The 18392-nt window shown below is 63.6% G+C and carries 19 protein-coding genes; 10 read left to right on the forward strand and 9 right to left on the reverse strand.

Features of this window, described 5'->3' with window-relative positions; all coding sequences use genetic code 11:
- Positions 1 to 340: 340 nt before the first annotated feature.
- The 3 genes from ggt to QME24_RS22310 form a co-directional block, all read right to left on the reverse strand.
- On the reverse strand, positions 341 to 2008 hold the full coding sequence (gene ggt / locus QME24_RS22300) for a gamma-glutamyltransferase (protein ID WP_029887178.1): 1668 nt from the start codon (positions 2006 to 2008) through the stop codon (positions 341 to 343).
- Positions 2009 to 2125: 117 nt separating this feature from the next.
- Positions 2126 to 3022 carry a LysR family transcriptional regulator gene (locus QME24_RS22305; protein WP_192440970.1) on the reverse strand — a complete coding sequence of 299 codons (897 nt, stop codon included), beginning with the start codon at positions 3020 to 3022 and terminating at the stop codon, positions 2126 to 2128.
- A gap of 121 nt (positions 3023 to 3143) precedes the next feature.
- A complete protein-coding gene (locus QME24_RS22310; protein WP_009683866.1) occupies positions 3144 to 3734 on the reverse strand; it encodes an NAD(P)H-dependent oxidoreductase in 591 nt (196 codons plus the stop codon).
- A gap of 163 nt (positions 3735 to 3897) precedes the next feature.
- Here QME24_RS22310 and QME24_RS22315 point away from each other — a divergent pair, with 163 nt between their 5' ends.
- Positions 3898 to 4212 (forward strand): putative quinol monooxygenase, encoded by a 315-nt coding sequence (locus tag QME24_RS22315; RefSeq protein WP_054905836.1) that lies wholly within the window; start codon positions 3898 to 3900, stop codon positions 4210 to 4212.
- On the opposite strand, the gene QME24_RS22320 is transcribed toward QME24_RS22315, so the two are convergent.
- Positions 4202 to 4966: a sulfite exporter TauE/SafE family protein gene (locus QME24_RS22320; protein WP_054905837.1), complete on the reverse strand. Its 765-nt coding sequence runs from the start codon at positions 4964 to 4966 to the stop codon at positions 4202 to 4204. The genes QME24_RS22315 and QME24_RS22320 overlap by 11 nt on opposite strands.
- Positions 4967 to 5043: 77 nt before the next feature.
- On the opposite strand from QME24_RS22320, the gene QME24_RS22325 reads away from it, so the two are divergent.
- From QME24_RS22325 to QME24_RS22360, 8 genes are all read left to right on the forward strand, one after another.
- Positions 5044 to 5946, forward strand: coding sequence for a LysR family transcriptional regulator (locus QME24_RS22325; RefSeq protein WP_054905838.1), 903 nt, complete (start codon positions 5044 to 5046; stop codon positions 5944 to 5946).
- 148 nt (positions 5947 to 6094) lie between these two features.
- Positions 6095 to 6700 (forward strand): CDP-alcohol phosphatidyltransferase family protein, encoded by a 606-nt coding sequence (locus QME24_RS22330; RefSeq protein WP_110679772.1) that lies wholly within the window; start codon positions 6095 to 6097, stop codon positions 6698 to 6700.
- A 30-nt stretch (positions 6701 to 6730) separates the two neighbouring features.
- Complete coding sequence (locus tag QME24_RS22335) at positions 6731 to 8485, forward strand: bifunctional alpha/beta hydrolase/class I SAM-dependent methyltransferase (protein WP_192440972.1); 1755 nt, start codon at positions 6731 to 6733, stop codon at positions 8483 to 8485.
- The gene (locus QME24_RS22340; RefSeq protein WP_192440974.1) at positions 8486 to 9922 is read left to right on the forward strand and encodes a phosphatase PAP2/dual specificity phosphatase family protein; all 1437 of its coding nucleotides are present in this window, start codon (positions 8486 to 8488) and stop codon (positions 9920 to 9922) included.
- On the forward strand, positions 9919 to 10350 hold the full coding sequence (locus tag QME24_RS22345; RefSeq protein ID WP_192440976.1) for a hypothetical protein: 432 nt from the start codon (positions 9919 to 9921) through the stop codon (positions 10348 to 10350). The genes QME24_RS22340 and QME24_RS22345 overlap by 4 nt, the downstream gene beginning before the upstream one ends.
- Before the next feature lie 10 nt (positions 10351 to 10360).
- A complete protein-coding gene (locus QME24_RS22350) occupies positions 10361 to 10984 on the forward strand; it encodes a lysophospholipid acyltransferase family protein (protein ID WP_192440977.1) in 624 nt (207 codons plus the stop codon).
- A gap of 1 nt (position 10985) precedes the next feature.
- Positions 10986 to 11918 (forward strand): phosphatidate cytidylyltransferase, encoded by a 933-nt coding sequence (locus QME24_RS22355; protein ID WP_009683878.1) that lies wholly within the window; start codon positions 10986 to 10988, stop codon positions 11916 to 11918.
- 96 nt (positions 11919 to 12014) lie between these two features.
- Entirely contained in the window at positions 12015 to 12359 is a 345-nt protein-coding gene (locus QME24_RS22360) for a cupin domain-containing protein (RefSeq protein WP_003251579.1), read from the forward strand.
- Between the two features lie 151 nt (positions 12360 to 12510).
- On the opposite strand, the gene mmsB is transcribed toward QME24_RS22360, so the two are convergent.
- Positions 12511 to 13398 (reverse strand): 3-hydroxyisobutyrate dehydrogenase, encoded by an 888-nt coding sequence (gene mmsB, locus QME24_RS22365; protein WP_192440979.1) that lies wholly within the window; start codon positions 13396 to 13398, stop codon positions 12511 to 12513.
- 9 nt (positions 13399 to 13407) lie between these two features.
- Positions 13408 to 14934 (reverse strand): CoA-acylating methylmalonate-semialdehyde dehydrogenase, encoded by a 1527-nt coding sequence (locus tag QME24_RS22370; protein ID WP_054905845.1) that lies wholly within the window; start codon positions 14932 to 14934, stop codon positions 13408 to 13410.
- Between the two features lie 132 nt (positions 14935 to 15066).
- On the opposite strand from QME24_RS22370, the gene QME24_RS22375 reads away from it, so the two are divergent.
- A complete protein-coding gene (locus tag QME24_RS22375; protein WP_054905846.1) occupies positions 15067 to 16017 on the forward strand; it encodes a LysR family transcriptional regulator in 951 nt (316 codons plus the stop codon).
- A 6-nt stretch (positions 16018 to 16023) separates the two neighbouring features.
- On the opposite strand, the gene QME24_RS22380 is transcribed toward QME24_RS22375, so the two are convergent.
- The 3 genes from QME24_RS22380 to QME24_RS22390 are packed head-to-tail and all read right to left on the reverse strand — an operon-like array spanning position 16024 to position 18354.
- Positions 16024 to 16515 (reverse strand): OmpA family protein, encoded by a 492-nt coding sequence (locus QME24_RS22380; protein WP_054905847.1) that lies wholly within the window; start codon positions 16513 to 16515, stop codon positions 16024 to 16026.
- Between the two features lie 4 nt (positions 16516 to 16519).
- Complete coding sequence (locus QME24_RS22385; RefSeq protein ID WP_054905848.1) at positions 16520 to 17791, reverse strand: diguanylate cyclase; 1272 nt, start codon at positions 17789 to 17791, stop codon at positions 16520 to 16522.
- The gene (locus QME24_RS22390; protein ID WP_033690595.1) at positions 17788 to 18354 is read right to left on the reverse strand and encodes a YfiR family protein; all 567 of its coding nucleotides are present in this window, start codon (positions 18352 to 18354) and stop codon (positions 17788 to 17790) included. The genes QME24_RS22385 and QME24_RS22390 overlap by 4 nt, the downstream gene beginning before the upstream one ends.
- Positions 18355 to 18392: the final 38 nt, after the last annotated feature.

Consider the following 18392-nt stretch of genomic DNA (forward strand, 5'->3'; position numbering starts at 1 on the left):
TTTGATACGGCCAAGCTTTTCAGCTCTGAACACCTCAGAAAAGCTTGACCGCCAACAGAGTATCTACGTTTGTTTCGGGCCAGTAACCCCTGTGCCAGATGCGCGCGGCCGCCTTGTTCGTACGACGCGATTTTGAGGCATGCGCCAAGGCGTTCGCGCGCAAATCCCACAGGAATAATTCGCCCGAAACAAACGTAGGAGCGAGCGCAGCTCGCGATGCGCCGCGCGGGCGGCGCTCGCTCTAACAGGCGCTGCATACCTTGTGGCAAACACCTGTCAGCCCTGATGCGATCCCCGTGGGAGCTGACTTGCCGGCGATCAGGCCAGCACAGGCGGCAGCTTATTTGACGATCATGCCCACCCCACGCCCCCGTGGATCAGAGGCCGTCTCCAGCTTTGCCCCTTCTACCCGGATCGCCTGGATATCCCCCATCTCCCAGCCCTGGTCTTCCAGCACATACCCCATCTTCTTCAGGCCGTCAGCCACAGGCCCGGTCAACGGTGCATAGCTGTCGAAGTAGATGGTGTCCTTGGGCAGCAACTGATGGTGCACACGCTGCGCCGCCACCGCCTTGTCCAATGGCATGCCGTAGTCATACAGGTTGTTCATCACTTGGAAGATCGAGGTAAAGATCCGCGAACCACCCGGGGTGCCGATCACCAGCTCGACCTTGCCGTCACGGGTCATCAGGCTGGGGCTCATCGACGACAGCATGCGCTTGCCCGGCTCGATCGCGTTGGCATCACCGCCGACTACACCAAAGGCATTGGCCGCCCCCGGCTTGGCGCTGAAATCGTCCATCTCGTCGTTCAGCAGGAAACCCGCCCCTTTCACCACCACGCCGCTGCCGTAGTCGAGGTTGAGGGTGTAGGTGTTGCTGACCGCGTTGCCGTGCTTGTCGACGATGGAAAAGTGCGTGGTCTGGTGCGGCTCCAGCCCGGGCTTGACCTTGTCAGTGTCGGAAATGGCTTTCGGGTTGACCTGCGCAGCGCGCTTGGCCAGGTAGTCCTTGGCCACCAGTTTATCCACCGGCACTTGGGTAAAGGCCGGGTCACCGAGGTAGTCGGCGCGGTCGGCGAACACGCGCTTCTCGATCTCGGCCAGCAGGTGGATGTACTGCGCCGAGTTGTGCGCCACCCCCTTGAAGTCCGCCGCGCGGTCTTCCTTGATGCCCAGCAACTGAGCCAGGGCTACACCGCCGGAGCTCGGTGGTGGCGCGGTATACACCACGTTGCCACGCCAGCTGACGGCCATCGGCTCACGCCATACGGCCTTGTAATCCTGCAGGTCTTGCTTGGTGATCAGGCCCTTGTCGGCCTGCATCTGCGCCACCAGCAAATCGGCAGTCTTGCCCTGGTAGAACTCGCTGACGCCTTTGTCGGCGATGCGCTCCAGGGTCTGGGCCAGTTCGGGCTGCCTGAACAGCTCGCCAACCTTCATGTTGCCGAAGTAATCGTTGAAGTTGGTCGCAGTCTTGAACATGCCCTGTGCATCGTTGCGGTACTGGTACTGCTTTTCCGCGACCTTGAAGCCATTTTTCGCATAGCCGATGGCCGGGGTCAGCAGCTCGCTCCAGGGCAGCTTGCCAAACTTGCGATGCGCCTCCCACAAGCCCATCACCGTGCCGGGTACGCCAGCGGCGCGCACCCCGACCAGGCTGAGGTTCTCGATGACCTCACCCTTGTCGTCCAGGTACATGTTGCGCGTGGCGGCCTTGGGCGCCACTTCGCGGTAGTCGAGGAAATACGGCTTGCCGTCGACGAACAGGGTCATGAAACCGCCGCCGCCGATATTGCCGGCCTCGGGGTAGGTCACCGCCAGGGTGAAGGCCGTGGCCACGGCGGCATCGACTGCGTTGCCGCCCTTTTTCAGGATATCGGCGGCGACCTGTGCACCATATTGATCGGGGGCAGCCACTGCACCGCCTTCCAGATCCGCAGCGTAAACCGAAGAACAGCTCAGGATCGCGGTTGCGAGAGCCAGGTACTGAAACGGGACAATACGCATGACACTTCCTTGGTGTTGTTTTTGTCGAGCAGTCAGTAAGGCCGATGCGCCTGGACTGTGCAATCAACCGCAGGGCGTTTCGCCGCCCGTGGGCAGGCTTTGTCGCGTTCAGGCAACTCAGCAGGCGTACATGGCCAGCTTGCGCTGGATGAAATCCAGAAAGCACTGAATACGCAGGGCCAGTTGCGTGTTGCGGTAGTACACCGCGTGAATCGGTTGCCGGTAACCGTTGTTGGCTTCACCCAACAGCACCTGCAAGCGCCCGCTGCGAATGTCTTCGTGGGTCATGAAATGCGACAGGCTGACGATGCCCTCCCCGGCCAGCGCCAGCTGGCGCAGGGTCTCGCCGCTGGAAGCGAGCAACGCGGGGCGGATACCGAAGCGGTCACCCTGGGCATGGCGCAGCGGCCATTGGTTGAGCGAGTCGGGCTGGCTAAAGCCAAGCAGGCAGTGGTTGGCCAGGTCCTCGACACGCTGGGGCATCCCATGCTGCGCCAGGTAGGCGGGACTTGCCAGCACCTGCACCGGGCTGCAGCCGAGGCTGCGTGCATGCAGGCTGGAGTCGGCCAGTTCGCCGATGCGAATCGCCACATCGGTGCTGTGCTCCAGCAGGTCGATGATCAGGTCGTCGGTATTCAGCTCCAGCTCTATGCCCGGGTACTGGCGGCGGAACTCGCCGATCCACGGCACGATGGCATGCAGCATGAAAGGGGCGGCAGCGTTGATGCGCAGGCGCCCGGTAGGGGTCTGGCGGTTCATCGACAGGCGCTCTTCCATGTCGTCCATCTGCTGCAGGATCAACCGCGCGCGGTCGAGGAAAAAACGCCCTTCCTCGGTGAGGTCCATACGCCGGGTGGTGCGATTGACCAGAGTGGTGCCCAGCTTGCCCTCCAGGCGCGACAACGTGCGGCTGACGGCGGACGGGGTCTGGCCCATCTGCTCGGCAGCGGCGGAGATCGAGCCGCAGTCGATGACGGCGACGAACACCTGAAGTTCTTCGGATCGGGTTTTCACATTCGGGCCTGTGATGGGTCTGTGCAAGGATCAGATAATCGCATGTACAGGCCAACTGCGGCTGCTCCTACCTCACCGTGGGAGCAGGCCAGCCCGCGATGAGGCCAGTACAGGCAACCCATCACGCTGCCTTGCCGAACACCTTGTCCAGATGGGCTTCATAAGCTGCCAGCGCCGCCGGCACATCCGGGCGCTTCATCACATCCGTTGCCAGGAAAGTCGGCAGGCCGGTCATGCCAAGGAACTGGTTGGCCTTGTGGAACGGGAAGTACACCGCATCCACGCCTTTGCCTTCAAAGAAATCGCTCGGGTCATCGAAGGCCTGCTGCGGCGCGTTCCAGGTCAGCGACAGCATGTATTGCTTGCCGTGCACCAGGCCACCGCTGCCGTACTTCTGCGTGTGATCCGAGCGGGTGCGGCCATCGTTGGCGTAGAGGCTGCCATGGCCTGCGGTGAACACTTCATCGATGTACTTCTTCACCGTCCACGGCGCGCCCATCCACCAGCCCGGCATCTGGTAGATGATCACATCGGCCCAGAGAAACTTCTCGACCTCGGCCTGCACGTCGTAGCCACCGTCGATGAACGTCTGCTGTACATCGAAACCGGCGCGGTCCAGGTGGGCGATGGCCGCTTCGTGCAAGGTCGTGTTGAGGCGGCCATCAGAGTGAGCGAACTGTTTACCACCATTGAGCAGAAGAATCTTTTTCATGCTGGCCTCCCCGGCCGAGTCAAAATTTGATGTCGGCAGGTTAGAGGTTCGCTGGGGCGGGATACAGAAGTCACCGGGCAAAATACAATTGACCAGAAGTCACGAATCAGCATCGCATTATTGCCGTAGAATCGGTTCACCACCCCTCACCGAGTAGCGCCCCATGACTGAGCAGATCGCCTTCATCCTCAAAGCCAAGACCCGCCCGGAAATGGCCGATGCGTTCGAAAACCTGTTCCGCCCTTATGTCGAGCCGAGCCGCCAGGAGCCAGGTTGCATCGAGTACCACATGCTGCGCGACCAGCAAGACCCGAGCCTGTTCGTGTTTTTCGAAGTGTGGGCCGACCAGGCCGCGCTGGATGTGCATTCGGCCCTGCCGCACATGGCCGCCTTCTTCGAAAAACGCATGGACTACCTTGAGCGCGATTTCGATATCCAGCGGGTCAACATGCTCAGCGCGTCCAGCGCTAACCGTTGATCAGCAAGTGGCCGCCCAGTGCGGCCAGGCCGATGAAGAAACAACGCTTGAACAGCAACGCGCTGATACGCTGACGCAACCACTGCCCGGCCAGCATGCCGAGCAAGGCTGGCGCCAGCATCAGCAGTGAAGCACCCAAGGCCTGGCCACCGAGGGCATCCTGCCCGGCCAGGCCAACAGCCAGTGCCAGGGTCGAAACCGTGAACGACAGGCCCAGCGCCTGGATCATCTGCTCGCGGCTCAGGCCCAGGCTCTGCAAGTAGGGCACCGCAGGTATCACGAATACGCCGGTTGCCGCCGTGATTACCCCCGTCACCAGCCCGCACGCCGGCCCCAGCCAACGCTCGTGCGCCGCTGCCAAGCGCAAGCCCGGCCCAACCAGCCCGTACACCGCGTACGCCAGCAAGGCCGCACCCAACGCATGCGCGGCCCATGGCCCGCTGTCGATGCCCAGCCAGGTACTGCCCAGCAAGGTGCCAATGAAGATCAGCGCCAGCATCGGGCCCAGCCGCACCAGCAACGCTCGCAGGTGCCCGCCGCTGGCCAACTGCCAAAGGTTGGTAAGGGTCGACGGCACGATCAGCAGTGCTGCAGCCTGCGCCGGAGGCATAGCCAGGCCCAGCAGGCCCATCGCGATGGTGGGCAGCCCCAGGCCGATCACGCCTTTCACTGCGCCGGCCAGCAGGAACGTCAGCACCACCAGCAGCGACAGAGCAGGGCCCATGTTGTGGTAGAAAGCGAGCAAGGTATTCATGGGCCGATAATGGCCCGTGGCGGGCAGGCTGAAAATCTGCCATACCCTTATCCAGACTCTTGCTGAGGCAGAGGCACATGCATTTCGACCTGATCGACCTCAAGCTGTTCCAGCACACCCTGGAGTGCGGCAACATCACCGCCGGTGCCAGCCGCAGCCATCTGTCGCTGCCGGCAGCCAGTGCGCGCATCCGGGCCATGGAAGCGTCGCTGGGCATCCCTTTACTGCAGCGTAACCGCCGCGGTGTTCAGCCGACCCCGGCCGGCCAGGCGCTGTTGCTGCATGCCCGCCTGATTGCCCAGCAGGTCGAACGCCTGCAGTTCGACCTGGGCCAGTACGCGCAGGGGCAGCACGGCCAAGTGCGCCTGCTGTGCAACACCGCAGCACTTACGGAGTACCTGCCCGAACTTGTGGCCGGTTATTTGGCTGAAAACCCCGGCGTCAGCGTGGACATACAGGAACTGCCGAGCCTGCGCATCGTGCAGGCGATTACGCAAGGCATGGCAGACCTTGGCATTGTTTCAACAGCCGCGCCTTTCCGGCACCTGCAAACCCGGCCGTTTCGTGACGACCCACTGGTGCTGGTAACGCCGCCTGGCCATCCGCTGGCCAGCGAGGCTGCCCCCAGCTTCATCGACAGCCTGGCGCATGGTCATGTCGGGCTTGGAGCAGGCAGTGCATTGGCGTTGTACCTGGAGGAACAGGCATTGCGGGAAGGCCGGCGCATGCAGGTGAGAGTGCGGGCCGAAGGGTTTGATGGCGTGATCCGCATGGTTGCAGGCGGGGCTGGGGTCGGGGTGGTGCCACTGGCGGCGGTGAAGCGTTGGCAAGGGCTGTTGCCGCTGCACTGGGTAGCCCTGGCGGAACCCTGGGCCAACCGCCGGTTGCTGGTGTGCGCGCGGGACTTTGCGGCGTTGCCAGGGTATGCGTCGGGGTTGGTTGACCGGCTGGTTGGAGCAACTGTCTTGCTCAATTACTAAAAGCTGGCGCGGTCCCTGTAGGAGCGGGCGCGCCCGCGAACACCGGCGCAGCCGGTGCCATGCACTGCGTTGGATTCTTCGCGGGTTTACCCGCGAAGAAGGCTCACACACAATGGCGTCATGGCGCCCCCAAAAAAAGGATTTTCCAGTGGCCTCGATCTACCAGCTGAAACCACGCTTCCAGGCCTTGTTGCGCCCGGCCGTGCAACGCCTTTACGACCGGGGCGTCACCGCCAACCAGGTCACTGTCACCGCTGCCGTGGTATCGCTCCTGGTGGGCCTGCTGCTGGCCGCCCTGCCGCACATCACCTGGCTGTTCATCCTGGTACCGATCTGGATGCTGCTGCGCATGGCGCTGAATGCGGTCGACGGCATGCTGGCCCGGGAGTTCGGCCAGCAATCCACCCTCGGTGCTTACCTCAACGAACTGTGTGACGTGATTGCCGATGCAGCGCTGTACCTGCCCTTCGCCCTGTTGGCCGGGGTGTCGCCTGCGCTGGTGGTGCTGGTGGTGCTGTGCGCCACCTTCAGCGAGTACGCCGGTGTCATGGGCCCGCTGGCAGGCGCCTCGCGGCGCTACGACGGGCCTATGGGCAAGAGCGACAGGGCCTTCGCCTTCGGCGTGCTGGGCACCGGCGTCGCCTTTGGCCTGCTCGATGGCGCTTGGATCAACGGCCTGTTGCTGGTCATCCTCGCGCTCTCGCTCTATACCCTCTACAACCGGGTTCGCCAGGGCCTGGCCGAAACCCGCTGAGCCTATCGTCACCGCAAAAGGACGTTGACCATGCGCCAAGCGCAAGCGCTGCACTTCCCCACCCATGACGGTGTCGAGCTGCATTACCGTCATTGGCCTGCCACCCGCAACGAACACCAGCCACGCCGCGCCGTGGTGATGTTCCACCGGGGCCATGAGCACGGCGGGCGCATGGCCCACCTGGCCGATGAGCTGGACATGCCGGGCTACGACTTCTTCGCCTGGGATGCCCGCGGCCACGGCCGCTCGCCAGGCGCGCGTGGCGACAGCCCGGGGTTCGCCACCAGTGTGCGCGACGTGCAAACCTTCATCGAACACATCCAGGCCCACCACGGCATCGCCGAACAGGACCTGGTGGTACTGGCACAAAGCGTCGGCGCCGTGCTGATCGCCACCTGGGCCCACGACTACGCGCCCAAGGTGCGCTGCCTGGTGTTGGCCTCGCCAGCGTTCAAGGTCAAGCTGTACGTGCCGTTTGCCCGCCCAGGCCTGAAGCTGCTGAAGGCCTTGCGCGGCAATTTCTTCGTGAATAGCTACGTCAAGCCGCGCCTGCTCACCCACGACCCTGAGCGGGTGATGTCGTACGTGGCCGACCCGCTGATCAGCCGGCCCATTTCGGTAACCATGCTGCTGGGCCTGTACGAGGCCGCCGACCGCGTGGTGGCCGACGCCCAGGCCATCCAGGTGCCGACCCAGCTGCTGGTGTCCGGGGCTGATTTCGTGGTCGAGCGCCAACCGCAAGAACGGTTTTTCGACCGGCTCGGCAGCACACGAAAGGAGATGCACATACTGCCTGGGTTCTTCCACGACACCTTGGGTGAACGTGATCGGGCCCATGCCCTGAGGCGCATCGAACGGTTTGTCGACCATTGCTTTGCCAGCCCCGCCGCGTTGCCCTCACTGCTGGATGCCGACAAGACCGGGGCCAGTTGCGCCGAGGCAGAAAGCCTGGCTGCGCCGCTGCCGCGCAACTCGCCCCGCGACCTTTACTGGCGCGCCACCCGAGCCGGCTTGAGCCTGGGCAAGGGGCTGTCTGCGGGGGTGAAGCTCGGGTTTGACACCGGCTTCGATTCTGGCAGCACCCTCGACTACGTGTACCGCAACCAGCCGACCGGCAAGGGCAAACTGGGGCGCCTGATCGACCAGAACTACCTCGACGCCATCGGCTGGCGTGGCATTCGCCAACGCAAGCTGCACGTCGAGCAATTGCTGCGCCTGGCCATCGCCCACCTGCGTGAACAGCAACGGCCCGTGCACATTGTCGATATTGCGGCCGGCCATGGCCGCTATATCCTCGAAGCCCTTCAAGGCCTTGAGCAGTTGCCAGATTCGATCCTGCTGCGCGACTACAGCGAACTGAACGTTCAGCAAGGCAGCGCGCTGATCCGCGAGAAGGGCCTGGCCGACATCGCCCGCTTCGTACAGGGCGATGCTTTCGATCGCCAGAGCCTGGCCACACTTGAACAACCCCCAACGCTGGGCGTGGTTTCAGGGTTGTACGAGCTCTTCCCCAGTAACCAACTGGTGGGCAATTCCCTGGCCGGGCTGGCCGACGCCATAGAGGATGGCGGCTACCTGGTCTACACCGGCCAGCCATGGCACCCGCAACTGGAGATGATTGCCCGCGCCCTCACCAGCCACCGCGGTGGCGAGGCTTGGGTAATGCGCCGGCGCAGCCAGGCCGAGATGGACCAGCTGGTTGAGGCCGCGGGCTTCCGCAAGCTGGCCCAGCGCATCGATGAATGGGGCATTTTCAGCGTCAGCCTGGCACAGCGGGTGCGCTGAGTGAGCCCGCCACGCGAGCACGGGCTGATTCGCCGGGGTGTGTTCTGGCTTCTGCTGCTGGGGCCGTTGTTCTTCCTCAGCTATGGGCTGGCGAACAATTACACGGCTGGGCGCAGTGATGTCGGCAGCCTGGTGTTCGGCTGGGAGCACGGCATGCCGCTGTGGCCCTGGACGATCATCCCGTACTGGTCGATCGACCTGCTGTACGGGTTGTCCTTCCTGCTGCCGCGCACACGCCAGGAAATGGACCGCCACGCGCTGGCGTTGCTCAGCGCACAGGTGATCAGCGTCTGCTGTTTTCTGCTGTGGCCGCTGCGGTTCACCTTCGAGCGGCCGGGCCTGGACGGGCTGTTCGGCTGGCTGTTCGATGTGTTGATGGGCTTCGACAAGCCATTCAACCAGGCGCCTTCGCTGCACATCGCTTTGCTGGTGATCATCTGGGCGATGTTTGCCCGGCATGTGCAACGCCAGCCCTGGCGTTGGCTAATGCATGGCTGGATGGCGCTGATCGGGGTGTCGGTGCTGACCACCTGGCAGCACCATTTCATCGATGTGCCCACGGGGGCGCTGGCGGGGTTTGCCTGCCTGTGGCTGTGGCCGCAGCAAGGGCGCCTGCCCTTTCAGGCGGCCCGTCTTGCTCAGGATGCCAAGCGCTGGAAGGTTGCCGCTTGTTATGCCTTGGGCGCGCTGCTGTGTGTACTCCCTGCCGCTGCGATGGGCGGGGCTTGGCTGGGGTTGAGTTGGCCGGCGGTATCGTTGGGGCTGGTGGCGCTGAACTACGCCGTGTTCGGGGCGGGTGGTTTTCAGAAGGGTGATGACGGGCGCTTGTCGCCTGCAAGCCGGTGGCTGCTGGCACCCTATCTGGCGGGCGCATGGCTCAATTCGCGGCTGTGGACCCGGCGCCATCCACAGGCCGACGAGGTATGCGATGGTGTGTACCTGGGGAGAATCCCAGGGCGCGACACGCAGTTCGCTGCAATTGTTGATCTGTGCGCAGAACTGCCGTGTAACGCAAACCATTGTAGGAGCGGCCTTGTGTCGCGAGAGGGGCGCGAAGCGGCCCAGGGTTTCCAGCTTCGCAGCAGAAACTGTCGGGGCTGCTCCGCAGCCCTTTCGCGACGCAAGGCCGCTCCTACGACGATCGCGTCAGCCCTTGACTATCAGTGTTTCGCTACCCTGGATCTGATAGCGCCAGACGTTGCCCTGCTACAGCAGGCCGCCAACGCCATCGAACACCTGCACGCCCAGGGCCCGGTGCTAGTGTGCTGCGCTTTAGGCTACTCACGCAGCGCCAGTGCCGTGGCGGCCTGGCTGGTGGTGACCGGCCGGTGCGTTGACGCCCAGCAGGCAGAATCCCTTATCCGCAAAGCCCGCCCCGGCATCGTATTGCACAGTGCCCACCGCCATGCGCTCCAGCAACTGGGAGCACAGCCATGAACCTGCGCGTGGCCGCCATCCTGCTGGGCCGAGGCAAACAGCTGGAGCGCCTGTCCGACGGCCTCACCTTGCTGGCCCTGGCGTATGGCCTTTCACCGCTGCTCAATGCCCCGCTGCATCCGCTGGCGAGCCTGCTGTGCAGCGTGCTGCTGGTGCTCGGCGTACTCCACAAATACTGGGCCATCCGCGTGGCTATCGATGCCGAACTGTTTGCCCACCTGGCCAATAGCGCAGACCTGCCGGCTGACACCCAGGCCCTGGACCGCGCCCTGTTCGAACTGAAACTCAAACCACAGGCCACCGACGGCCGCGCCTGGCCTGCCCGCAGCCGGGCCGCACTGGGCCTGTTGCGCCGTCAGGCCGTATGCCTGGGCCTGCAGCTGTCGCTAGCCTTGGCTACCCTGCTGACACTGCCTTTGAAGGGATGACCACCTGCCTATGCTCGCCAACCTGACTGCTTACGTCATCACCTCGGCCGCCCGCCTGATTACCGGGGCCCGCGCCCTCTGGCTGGGGTGCTCGGCGCTGCCGGTGCAGCGCCTGTATTTCGCCAACCACAGCAGCCACGGCGACTTCGTGCTGCTGTGGGCCTCGCTGCCGCAAGTGCTGCGCCAACGCACGCGCCCGGTGGCCGGCGCAGACTACTGGGCCAGGCCGGGCATCCGCGACTTTCTTATCCGCAATGTCTTCAACGGGGTATTGATCGAGCGCCAGCGCAGCGAAGGGCAAGGCAACCCTTTGCAGCCGGTGCTGGACGCGGTGGCCCAGGGCGACTCGCTGATCTTCTTCCCGGAGGGCACGCGCAACCTTGGCGACGAACCGCTACTGCCCTTCAGAAGCGGGTTGTATCACCTGGCAGCCGCCCACCCGCAGGTCGAACTGGTACCGGTCTGGATCGCCAACCTCAACCGGGTGATGCCCAAAGGGCGCGCCTTGCCATTGCCGTTGCTGTGCACCCTGAGCTTTGGCGAACCGCTGCACCTGCACGCCGATGAAAGCAAGCAGGCGTTTCTCGAGCGGGCCAGCCAGGCCCTGCTGAACCTGGCCCCCAAGGATGCCTGACATGGACAACAACACCCTTTCCCTGTTTGCCGGCATCGGCGCCCTGCTGCTGCTGGCAAGCGTGGTCGGCCGCCTGCTCAAATGGCGCGCCGGCCCGGCGCCGCACGCCGTGATCGACAACCTCAACGCCCGCATCAATGCCTGGTGGGTAATGGTGGTGGTGATCGGCATTGCCTTTGTGTTCGGCAAGTATGGTGTGATCGTGCTGTTCTACGGTGTGTCGTTCTATGCCCTGCGCGAATTCATGACCCTCACCCCTACCCGGCGCAGCGACTACCCGGCACTGGTGGCAGCCTTCTACGTGGCACTCCCGGTGCAGTACGTGCTGATCGCCATGGACTGGTATGGCCTGTTCAGCATCTTCATCCCGGTGTACCTGTTCCTGCTGCTGCCGATCCTCGCCAGCCTGGGCGGTGATACCACACGGTTCCTCGAGCGTGCGTCAAAAGTGCAATGGGGCTTGATGATCGCCGTGTACTGCGTGTCGTCGGTGCCGGCCCTGATGACCCTGGACATCCCCGGCTACGAGGGCCGCAACCTGCTGCTGATCGCCTGGCTGATTCTGGTGGTGCAACTCAGCGACGTGCTGCAGTACGTGTGCGGCAAGCTGTTCGGCAAACACAAGGTGGCGCCCAACCTGTCCCCCTCCAAGACCGTCGAAGGCCTGGCCGGCGGCGTAGCGCTGGCCACCCTGATCGGCGCCCTGCTGTGCTGGATCACGCCCTTCAGCTTCTGGCAGGCCGCGCTGATGGCCTTGGCCGTGAACGCCATGGGCTTCTTCGGCGGGCTGGTGATGTCGGCTATCAAGCGTGACCGTGGGGTGAAAGACTGGGGGCACATGATCGAAGGCCACGGCGGCATGCTCGACCGCATGGATTCGGTGTGCTTTGCGGCGCCAGTGTTCTTCCACTTTGTGCGGTATTGGTGGGCATAGCGCGACCAGACAGCTGGACGTCGAGCCCAGGCAACTGCGGCTCGGCCGATGGCCCTATGGTGACCCGTCATTCAGCCAGTCACCAGGAGTTGTGCCATGTCCGATTTCATCACCGTCCTGCGCGAAACCTGCCCCACGCCGGTCGTGGACGCCACCAAGTGGAAGCGCATCGGCGGCGATCCGCACACCGTCAACCTCAATGCCTACCTGTCGGCCGACGGCAGCAAGATCATGGGCACCTGGATCTGCACCCCGGGCAAGTTCGAGGTCAATTACGACAAGTGGGAGTTCTGCCACTTCCTCGATGGCTACTGCATCATCACCCCGGAAGGCGAAGAGCCGAAGCACCTGAAGGCCGGTGACGTGTTCGTCATTGAACCGGGTATGAAAGGCACCTGGGAAGTGGTCGAGACCGTGCGCAAGTATTTCGTTTTCGCCTGATCAGACACTCTACAACTAACTCTGTGGGGGCGGGCGCGCCCGCGAAACAGGCAGCGTGGTGGATGGCACCGGCTTTGCCGGTGTTCGCGGGCATGCCCGCTCCCACAGGGTTATATGGCCACCTGGCCCGCGATGAAGCCCACCTCTTGCGTCAATCTTTCTTGCGATACCCCTCGACGATAGCCGAGAAGTCCTTGCCACCCTCGCCACGCAAGCTCATGGCCTGATACAACTGCTGGGCCACAGCCCCCAGGATCACCGGCTGGTGTGCCTGGCGCGCCGCTTCGGTCGCCAGCCCCAGGTCCTTGAGCATCAGTTCGGCGCCAAAGCCACCGGTATAGCCACGCGATGCTGGCGCGGTTTCGATAATGCCCGGCCATGGGTTGTAGGTATCCGAGCTCCAGCAACGCCCAGTCGAACTGTTGATGATGCCGGCCAGCACCTGGGTATCGATGCCCAGCGCATTACCCAGCGCCATGGCCTCGGACACGCCGATCATCGAGATACCCAACAGCAGGTTGTTGCAGATCTTGGCGATTTGCCCGGTGCCCACCTCGCCGCAGTGGACGATATTGCGGCCCATCTGCTCCAGCACCGGCTTGAGGCTGGCGAACAACTCGGCGCTGGCACCGACCATGAACGTCAGCGTGCCGGCTGCCGCACCGCCGGTGCCACCGGACACCGGCGCATCGCCCATGTCCACGCCCTTGGCCGCTGCAGCCTTGGACACATCACGCGCGGTCTGCGGATCGATGGTGCTGCAGTCCACGGTAGGTGTACCGGCACGAATACCGGCCAGCACGCCATCTTCGTTCAGGTATACGCTGCGCACATGGGCAGCGGCAGGCAGCATGGTGATCACCAGCTCGCTGTTGGCCGCCGCGTCCTTGGGAGACGGGCTGATCTGCCCACCCAGTTCGGCCAGCTCGGCGAGTACAGCCTTGTTCAAGTCGAACAGGTTCAACTGGTGCCCGGCCTTGATCAGGTTGCGGGCCATGGGCGCGCCCATGTTGCCCAGGCCAATGAATGCAATACGCATGACGTCTCCTTAGCGCAGGCTGATGGTGGTGTTCACGCCGTCGTTGACGCTGTCGTCGTCGAACCAGCGGGCAGTGACGGTCTTGGTCTGCGTGTAGAACTGCACCACTTGCTTGCCGTATGGCCCAAGGTCGCCGAGTTTGGACCCACGCGAGCCGGTGAAACTGAAGAACGGGACCGGCACCGGGATCGGGATGTTGATGCCCACCTGGCCCACGTCGATCTCGCTCTGGAACTTGCGCGCTGCCGCGCCGCTTTGGGTGAACAGGCCAGTGCCGTTGCCGAACGGGTTGGCGTTGACCAGGGCGATGGCTTCGTCGAGGGTATCGACCTCCAGGGTCACCAGCACCGGGCCGAAGATTTCCTGGGTGTAGACCTGCATGTCAGTCTTCACACCCGAGAACAGGGTTGGGCCAACGAAGTTGCCGTGCTCGTAACCCGGCACCGTGACGTCGCGGCCATCGAGTTCCAGCTTGGCGCCTTCCTTGATGCCGCTTTCGATCAGGCCCAGCACACGCTCCTTGGCGCGTTTGGAAACCACCGGGCCGACATCGGTGCCTGGCTCACACCCGGCATTGACCTTGAGCTTGCTGGCTGCTTCCTTGATGTCCGGCAGCCACTCACGGGCCTTGCCCACCAGCACCGCCACCGAGGTGGCCATGCAGCGCTGGCCCGCCGCGCCGAAGGCGGCACCTACCAGGGCATTGATGGTTTGCGTACGGTTGGCATCGGGCAGCACCACGGCGTGGTTCTTGGCGCCCATCATCGACTGCACGCGCTTGCCGTGCTGGCTGCCCAGGTTGTACACGTGGGTACCGACTTCGGTAGAGCCGACGAAGGAAATCGCCTTGATGTCTTGATGAGTGCAAATGGCATCCACCACCTGTTTGCCACCGTGCACCACATTCAGCACCCCGGCCGGTACGCCGGCTTCCAGCGCCAGCTCGACCAGCAGCATGGTCGACAGCGGATCCTGCTCGGACGGTTTGAGCACAAAGGTGTTGCCGCAGACGATGGCCATGGGGAACATCCACAGCGGGATCATCGCCGGGAAATTGAACGGCGTGATGCCAGCGCATACACCGATAGGCTGGCGCAGGGTGTAGGTATCGACACCGCCGGCGACGTTTTCGGCGAATTCACCCATCTGCAAGGTGCCGATGGAAGCAGCGTGTTCCACCACTTCCAGGCCGCGGAAAATATCACCCTCGGCGTCAGCCAGGGTTTTGCCCTGCTCGGCGCTGAGCACCTGGGCAATGCGCTTGGTGTGTTCGCGAATAAGCGCCTGCAGCTTGAGCATGATGCGCATGCGCGCGCCAATCGGGGTGTCTCGCCAGGTCTTGAAGGCACGGTGGGCAGCGGCTACCGCTGCATCGACTTCATCTACCGTGGCGAACGGTACCCGCGCCAGCACCTCTTGGGTGGCCGGGTTGACGATGTCGCGCCATTCGGTGGTCTTGGACTCGACCCACTGGCCGTCGATCAACAGCTTCACCTGGTCGACCTTGGTCGGGTTCGGGGATTGCGGTGCGTTCATCTGCGTTCTCCTTGGAATTATTGTCGGGACGAGATCGCCAGCGCCAAGCAAACGCGAGGTGGCGTCCTGAGGCTTGTTTCGAGTATAGATGTGCAAACATCCAACAAGAACGCACAAAAAAACCGGATCATCATGCAAAAAGATCTCACATCCCTGAGCGCGCTCAACTGGGACGATTTGAAGTTTTTCCTTGAAGTGGCCCGTACCCGCAAGGCCAGCAGTGCCGCCAAACGGCTGAGCGTGGACTACACCACGGTGTCGCGGCGCATCAGCTCGCTGGAGGGGGCGCTGGGCACGTTGCTGTTCGAAAAGTCGCGCACCAACGGCTTTGTTCTCACCGCCGAGGGCCAGCGTTTGCTGGGCTATGCCGAGTCGATCGAAAGCACGCTGCACATGGCCTGCGAGCAGGTATCCGGGTCGAGCGTGGCGTTGTCGGGGCATGTGCGCATGGGGTGCACAGAAGGCTTCGGCAGTTTCTTCATTACCCCGCAGTTGAGCCACTTCGTCGATGCCTACCCGGCCATTTCGGTGGATATCCTGCCGCTGCCGCACTTCATCAGCCTGTCCAAGCGCGAGGCGGATATCGTCATCGCCCTGGAGCGGCCCGAGCATGGGCCTTATGTGTGCTGCAAGCTGTGCGACTACAGCTTGCGGCTGTATGCGACGCAGGGCTACCTGGACCGCCATGCGCCGATTCGCCAGGTGGCTGACCTGGCCAGGCACCCGTTCATCAGTTACGTGGACGACCTGGCGTTCAGCTCGGAGTTGCTGTACCTGGCCAACTTGATTCCCGGCGCCAGCGCGCACTTGCGCAGTACCAGTGTGATCGCCCAGTACACGGCGGCGCTGCAGGGGCGCGGGCTGGCGATCCTGCCGTGTTTCCTGGCTGCACAGGATCCACGGCTGGTCACGGTGTTGCCAGAGGACATCGAGGTGACGCGGCAATTCTGGATGTATTGCCGGGAGGATTTGCGCAAGTTGAAGCGGATTACACTGTTGTGGGATTACATCCGTGGGGTGACCGAGGCGAATGCACCGTTGTTGATGGGGCAGACCCGGGAAATCCGCTTTGCCCAGCAGTGACGGGGCTCAGTAAGACGCCACCACGATGGACACGCGCCGGTTCTCTGTACGCCCGGCGCTGGTGCGGTTGTCTGCCACCGGCTGGCTGCTGCCCAGGCCCTGGCTCTGGACGTTCTGCGGCTGCATGCCGACCCCGACCAAGGCTTTGGCCACGCTCTGCGCGCGGCGCTCGGACAACTGCTGGTTATAGGCCGCCTTGCCCGACGAGTCGGTATGCCCGTCTACCCGCACACGCTGGATACCCACGCCCAGCAGTGCCTTGCCGATCCGCTCGACAATCGCCTGGCTCTGGCTGTTGAGGCTGTCCAGGTCACTGCCGAACAACACTTTGCCAGACAAGTCATACGCCCAGCCTTCATCGGTGGGGGTAAAGCCTTCGCGCTTGAGCACGGCAATCTGTTCCGGGGTCAGCCCCTTGGGCGGCGCGCTTTGGCAGCCGGTCAGCGCCAGCACAGCGAGCAACACGGCCCACAGTGGAAAACGTAAAGCCTGTATCACGGGTTCAGCTCCTGTTGTCGATAGGGTTGGCGGACCGTTCCGTCTGCGCCACTTGCCAATGGCCACGCCGTTTGCGCTTGGCCTGATACATCGCCGTATCGGCGGCATCCAGAAGACTGGCCGGGTCGGCGCCGTCTTCCGGGTAATAGGCGATACCGACGCTCACCGACGTAGCGACACTGCGGCCGCTGTCCAGCTGCACCGGCAGCTTCATGCTGGCGACGATTTTTTCGGCAATGTGCTCGGCATCCCGGCGCGTTTGCAAGGGCGTCAGCAGCACGGCGAATTCATCGCCGCCCAAACGTGCAACCAGATCATGCTCACGCAGCTGGGCACGCAGGCGCTCGGCCACGCTGATCAGTACCTCGTCCCCCACCGCATGGCCCAGCGTGTCGTTGATCTGCTTGAAATGGTCACTGTCGAGGAACAGCAGCGCCATGTGATCCTGCTGGCTGGCTGCGTTGCGCACGCTGCGGCTCAGGCGCCCTTCGAAGAAGGCGCGGTTGGGCAGGCCGGTCAGGCTGTCGTGGCTGGCCTGGTGGGCCAAGGTCTGGTTTTCGCTCTGCAGGTGGCTTTGCCACACTTCCAGTTCGTCCAGCAGGGCGTTGAAGTCATTCCCCAGCTCGTTGAGCTCGGCAATCGCCGTTTCCGGCACACGCCGGTCGAAGCTGCGCTCGCGGCGGGCGGCGTGGGCGACGCTGGCCAAGCCGCGCAGCGGCCGGGTGATATCGCCGAGCAGGCGCCGCGACAGGTACTGGGCAGCCAAGGCGCTCAAGACCGTGCAACACAGAATACCGGCAAGCCCCCCCAGCATGAACAGCAACAGGCTACGCCCCTGGCCAACCAGTTCGATGCGGCCGATCTGTTGCTGCTGGTGCATGATCGGCAGCTTGACCGTTTCGTCCAGCAACGCGCTGGCGACCTGCGCTTCCAGCAGGGCAAGCATGCCCGAATCGGCACGCTGCCAGCGCGCCAGTTGCTCGCCTTCACCATTGAAGACCCTGGCCTCGGCCACTTCCTCGGCGCTGGCGATCAGCCCCAGCGCTTCACTGGCGGCGGCACTGTCATCGAACACCACCGCCGCCTCCACGGTGTAGCTGATCGACCGGGCAATCAGTTGCAGGTTGTGATTGGCGTAGGCGCTCAAGGCCAGCACGCCCAACAGGGTCAAGGAAATACCGGCCAGGCCCACGGCCAGCAAGGCGACATTCAAGTGTGCACGGCCCAGCACCGAGCGCAGGGTTGGGCGCAGGCTGCGCTTGCGGGTCGGCTTCATGGTTGCACCGCCCGGCGCCGCGACAGTTGCAGCACGCTGGGGTGAATGCGCACCCCGGAGCGCGCCACCGAGTCAAGGTTGACCTCGAAGGCCACCTGCTGGTCGCTGACCCGCAGGCAGAACAGGCTGCCGAGGGTGCATGGGTCATTCGATTCGCTGATGCTCAGGACCGGGTAGCCGCTGACCCGCTCGAACAGCTTGTCACGCTGGCGCTGGTCGAGCTTGCCGATGTAGATCGCATCACACGCCTGAGCGACCTGACTGTCATCTGCCAGCAAGCGCTTCACTTGCAGCGGGCGGCCAGACGCCTGCACCTGGCCCTTGATCAGGTCATCAGCGTATTCGGTGGGGCCGACCAGGCACAGGCGTAATGGAGACGGCTCCACCGGCCAGCGCGCGTAGCTGAAAATGCCCAGCACGACCTGGGTGACGGCCTTGGCCCGTTGCTGCGCCTGGGCGTTGGTGGTTGCAGTGTCCGCCCGGGCAGGATCCGTAGCGATAAACAGGACGGCCAGCAATAGCGAAACCGCACAGCTTGTCACACGTCTTGCGGCCACATGCATGTGGGGAATCTCTCAAAGTCCTTTCTGGTCTCGGCGCA

Origin of the sequence: Pseudomonas sp. PARCl1 (assembly GCF_947311875.1) — a bacterium.
Taxonomy (GTDB): Bacteria; Pseudomonadota; Gammaproteobacteria; order Pseudomonadales; family Pseudomonadaceae; genus Aquipseudomonas; species Aquipseudomonas juntendi.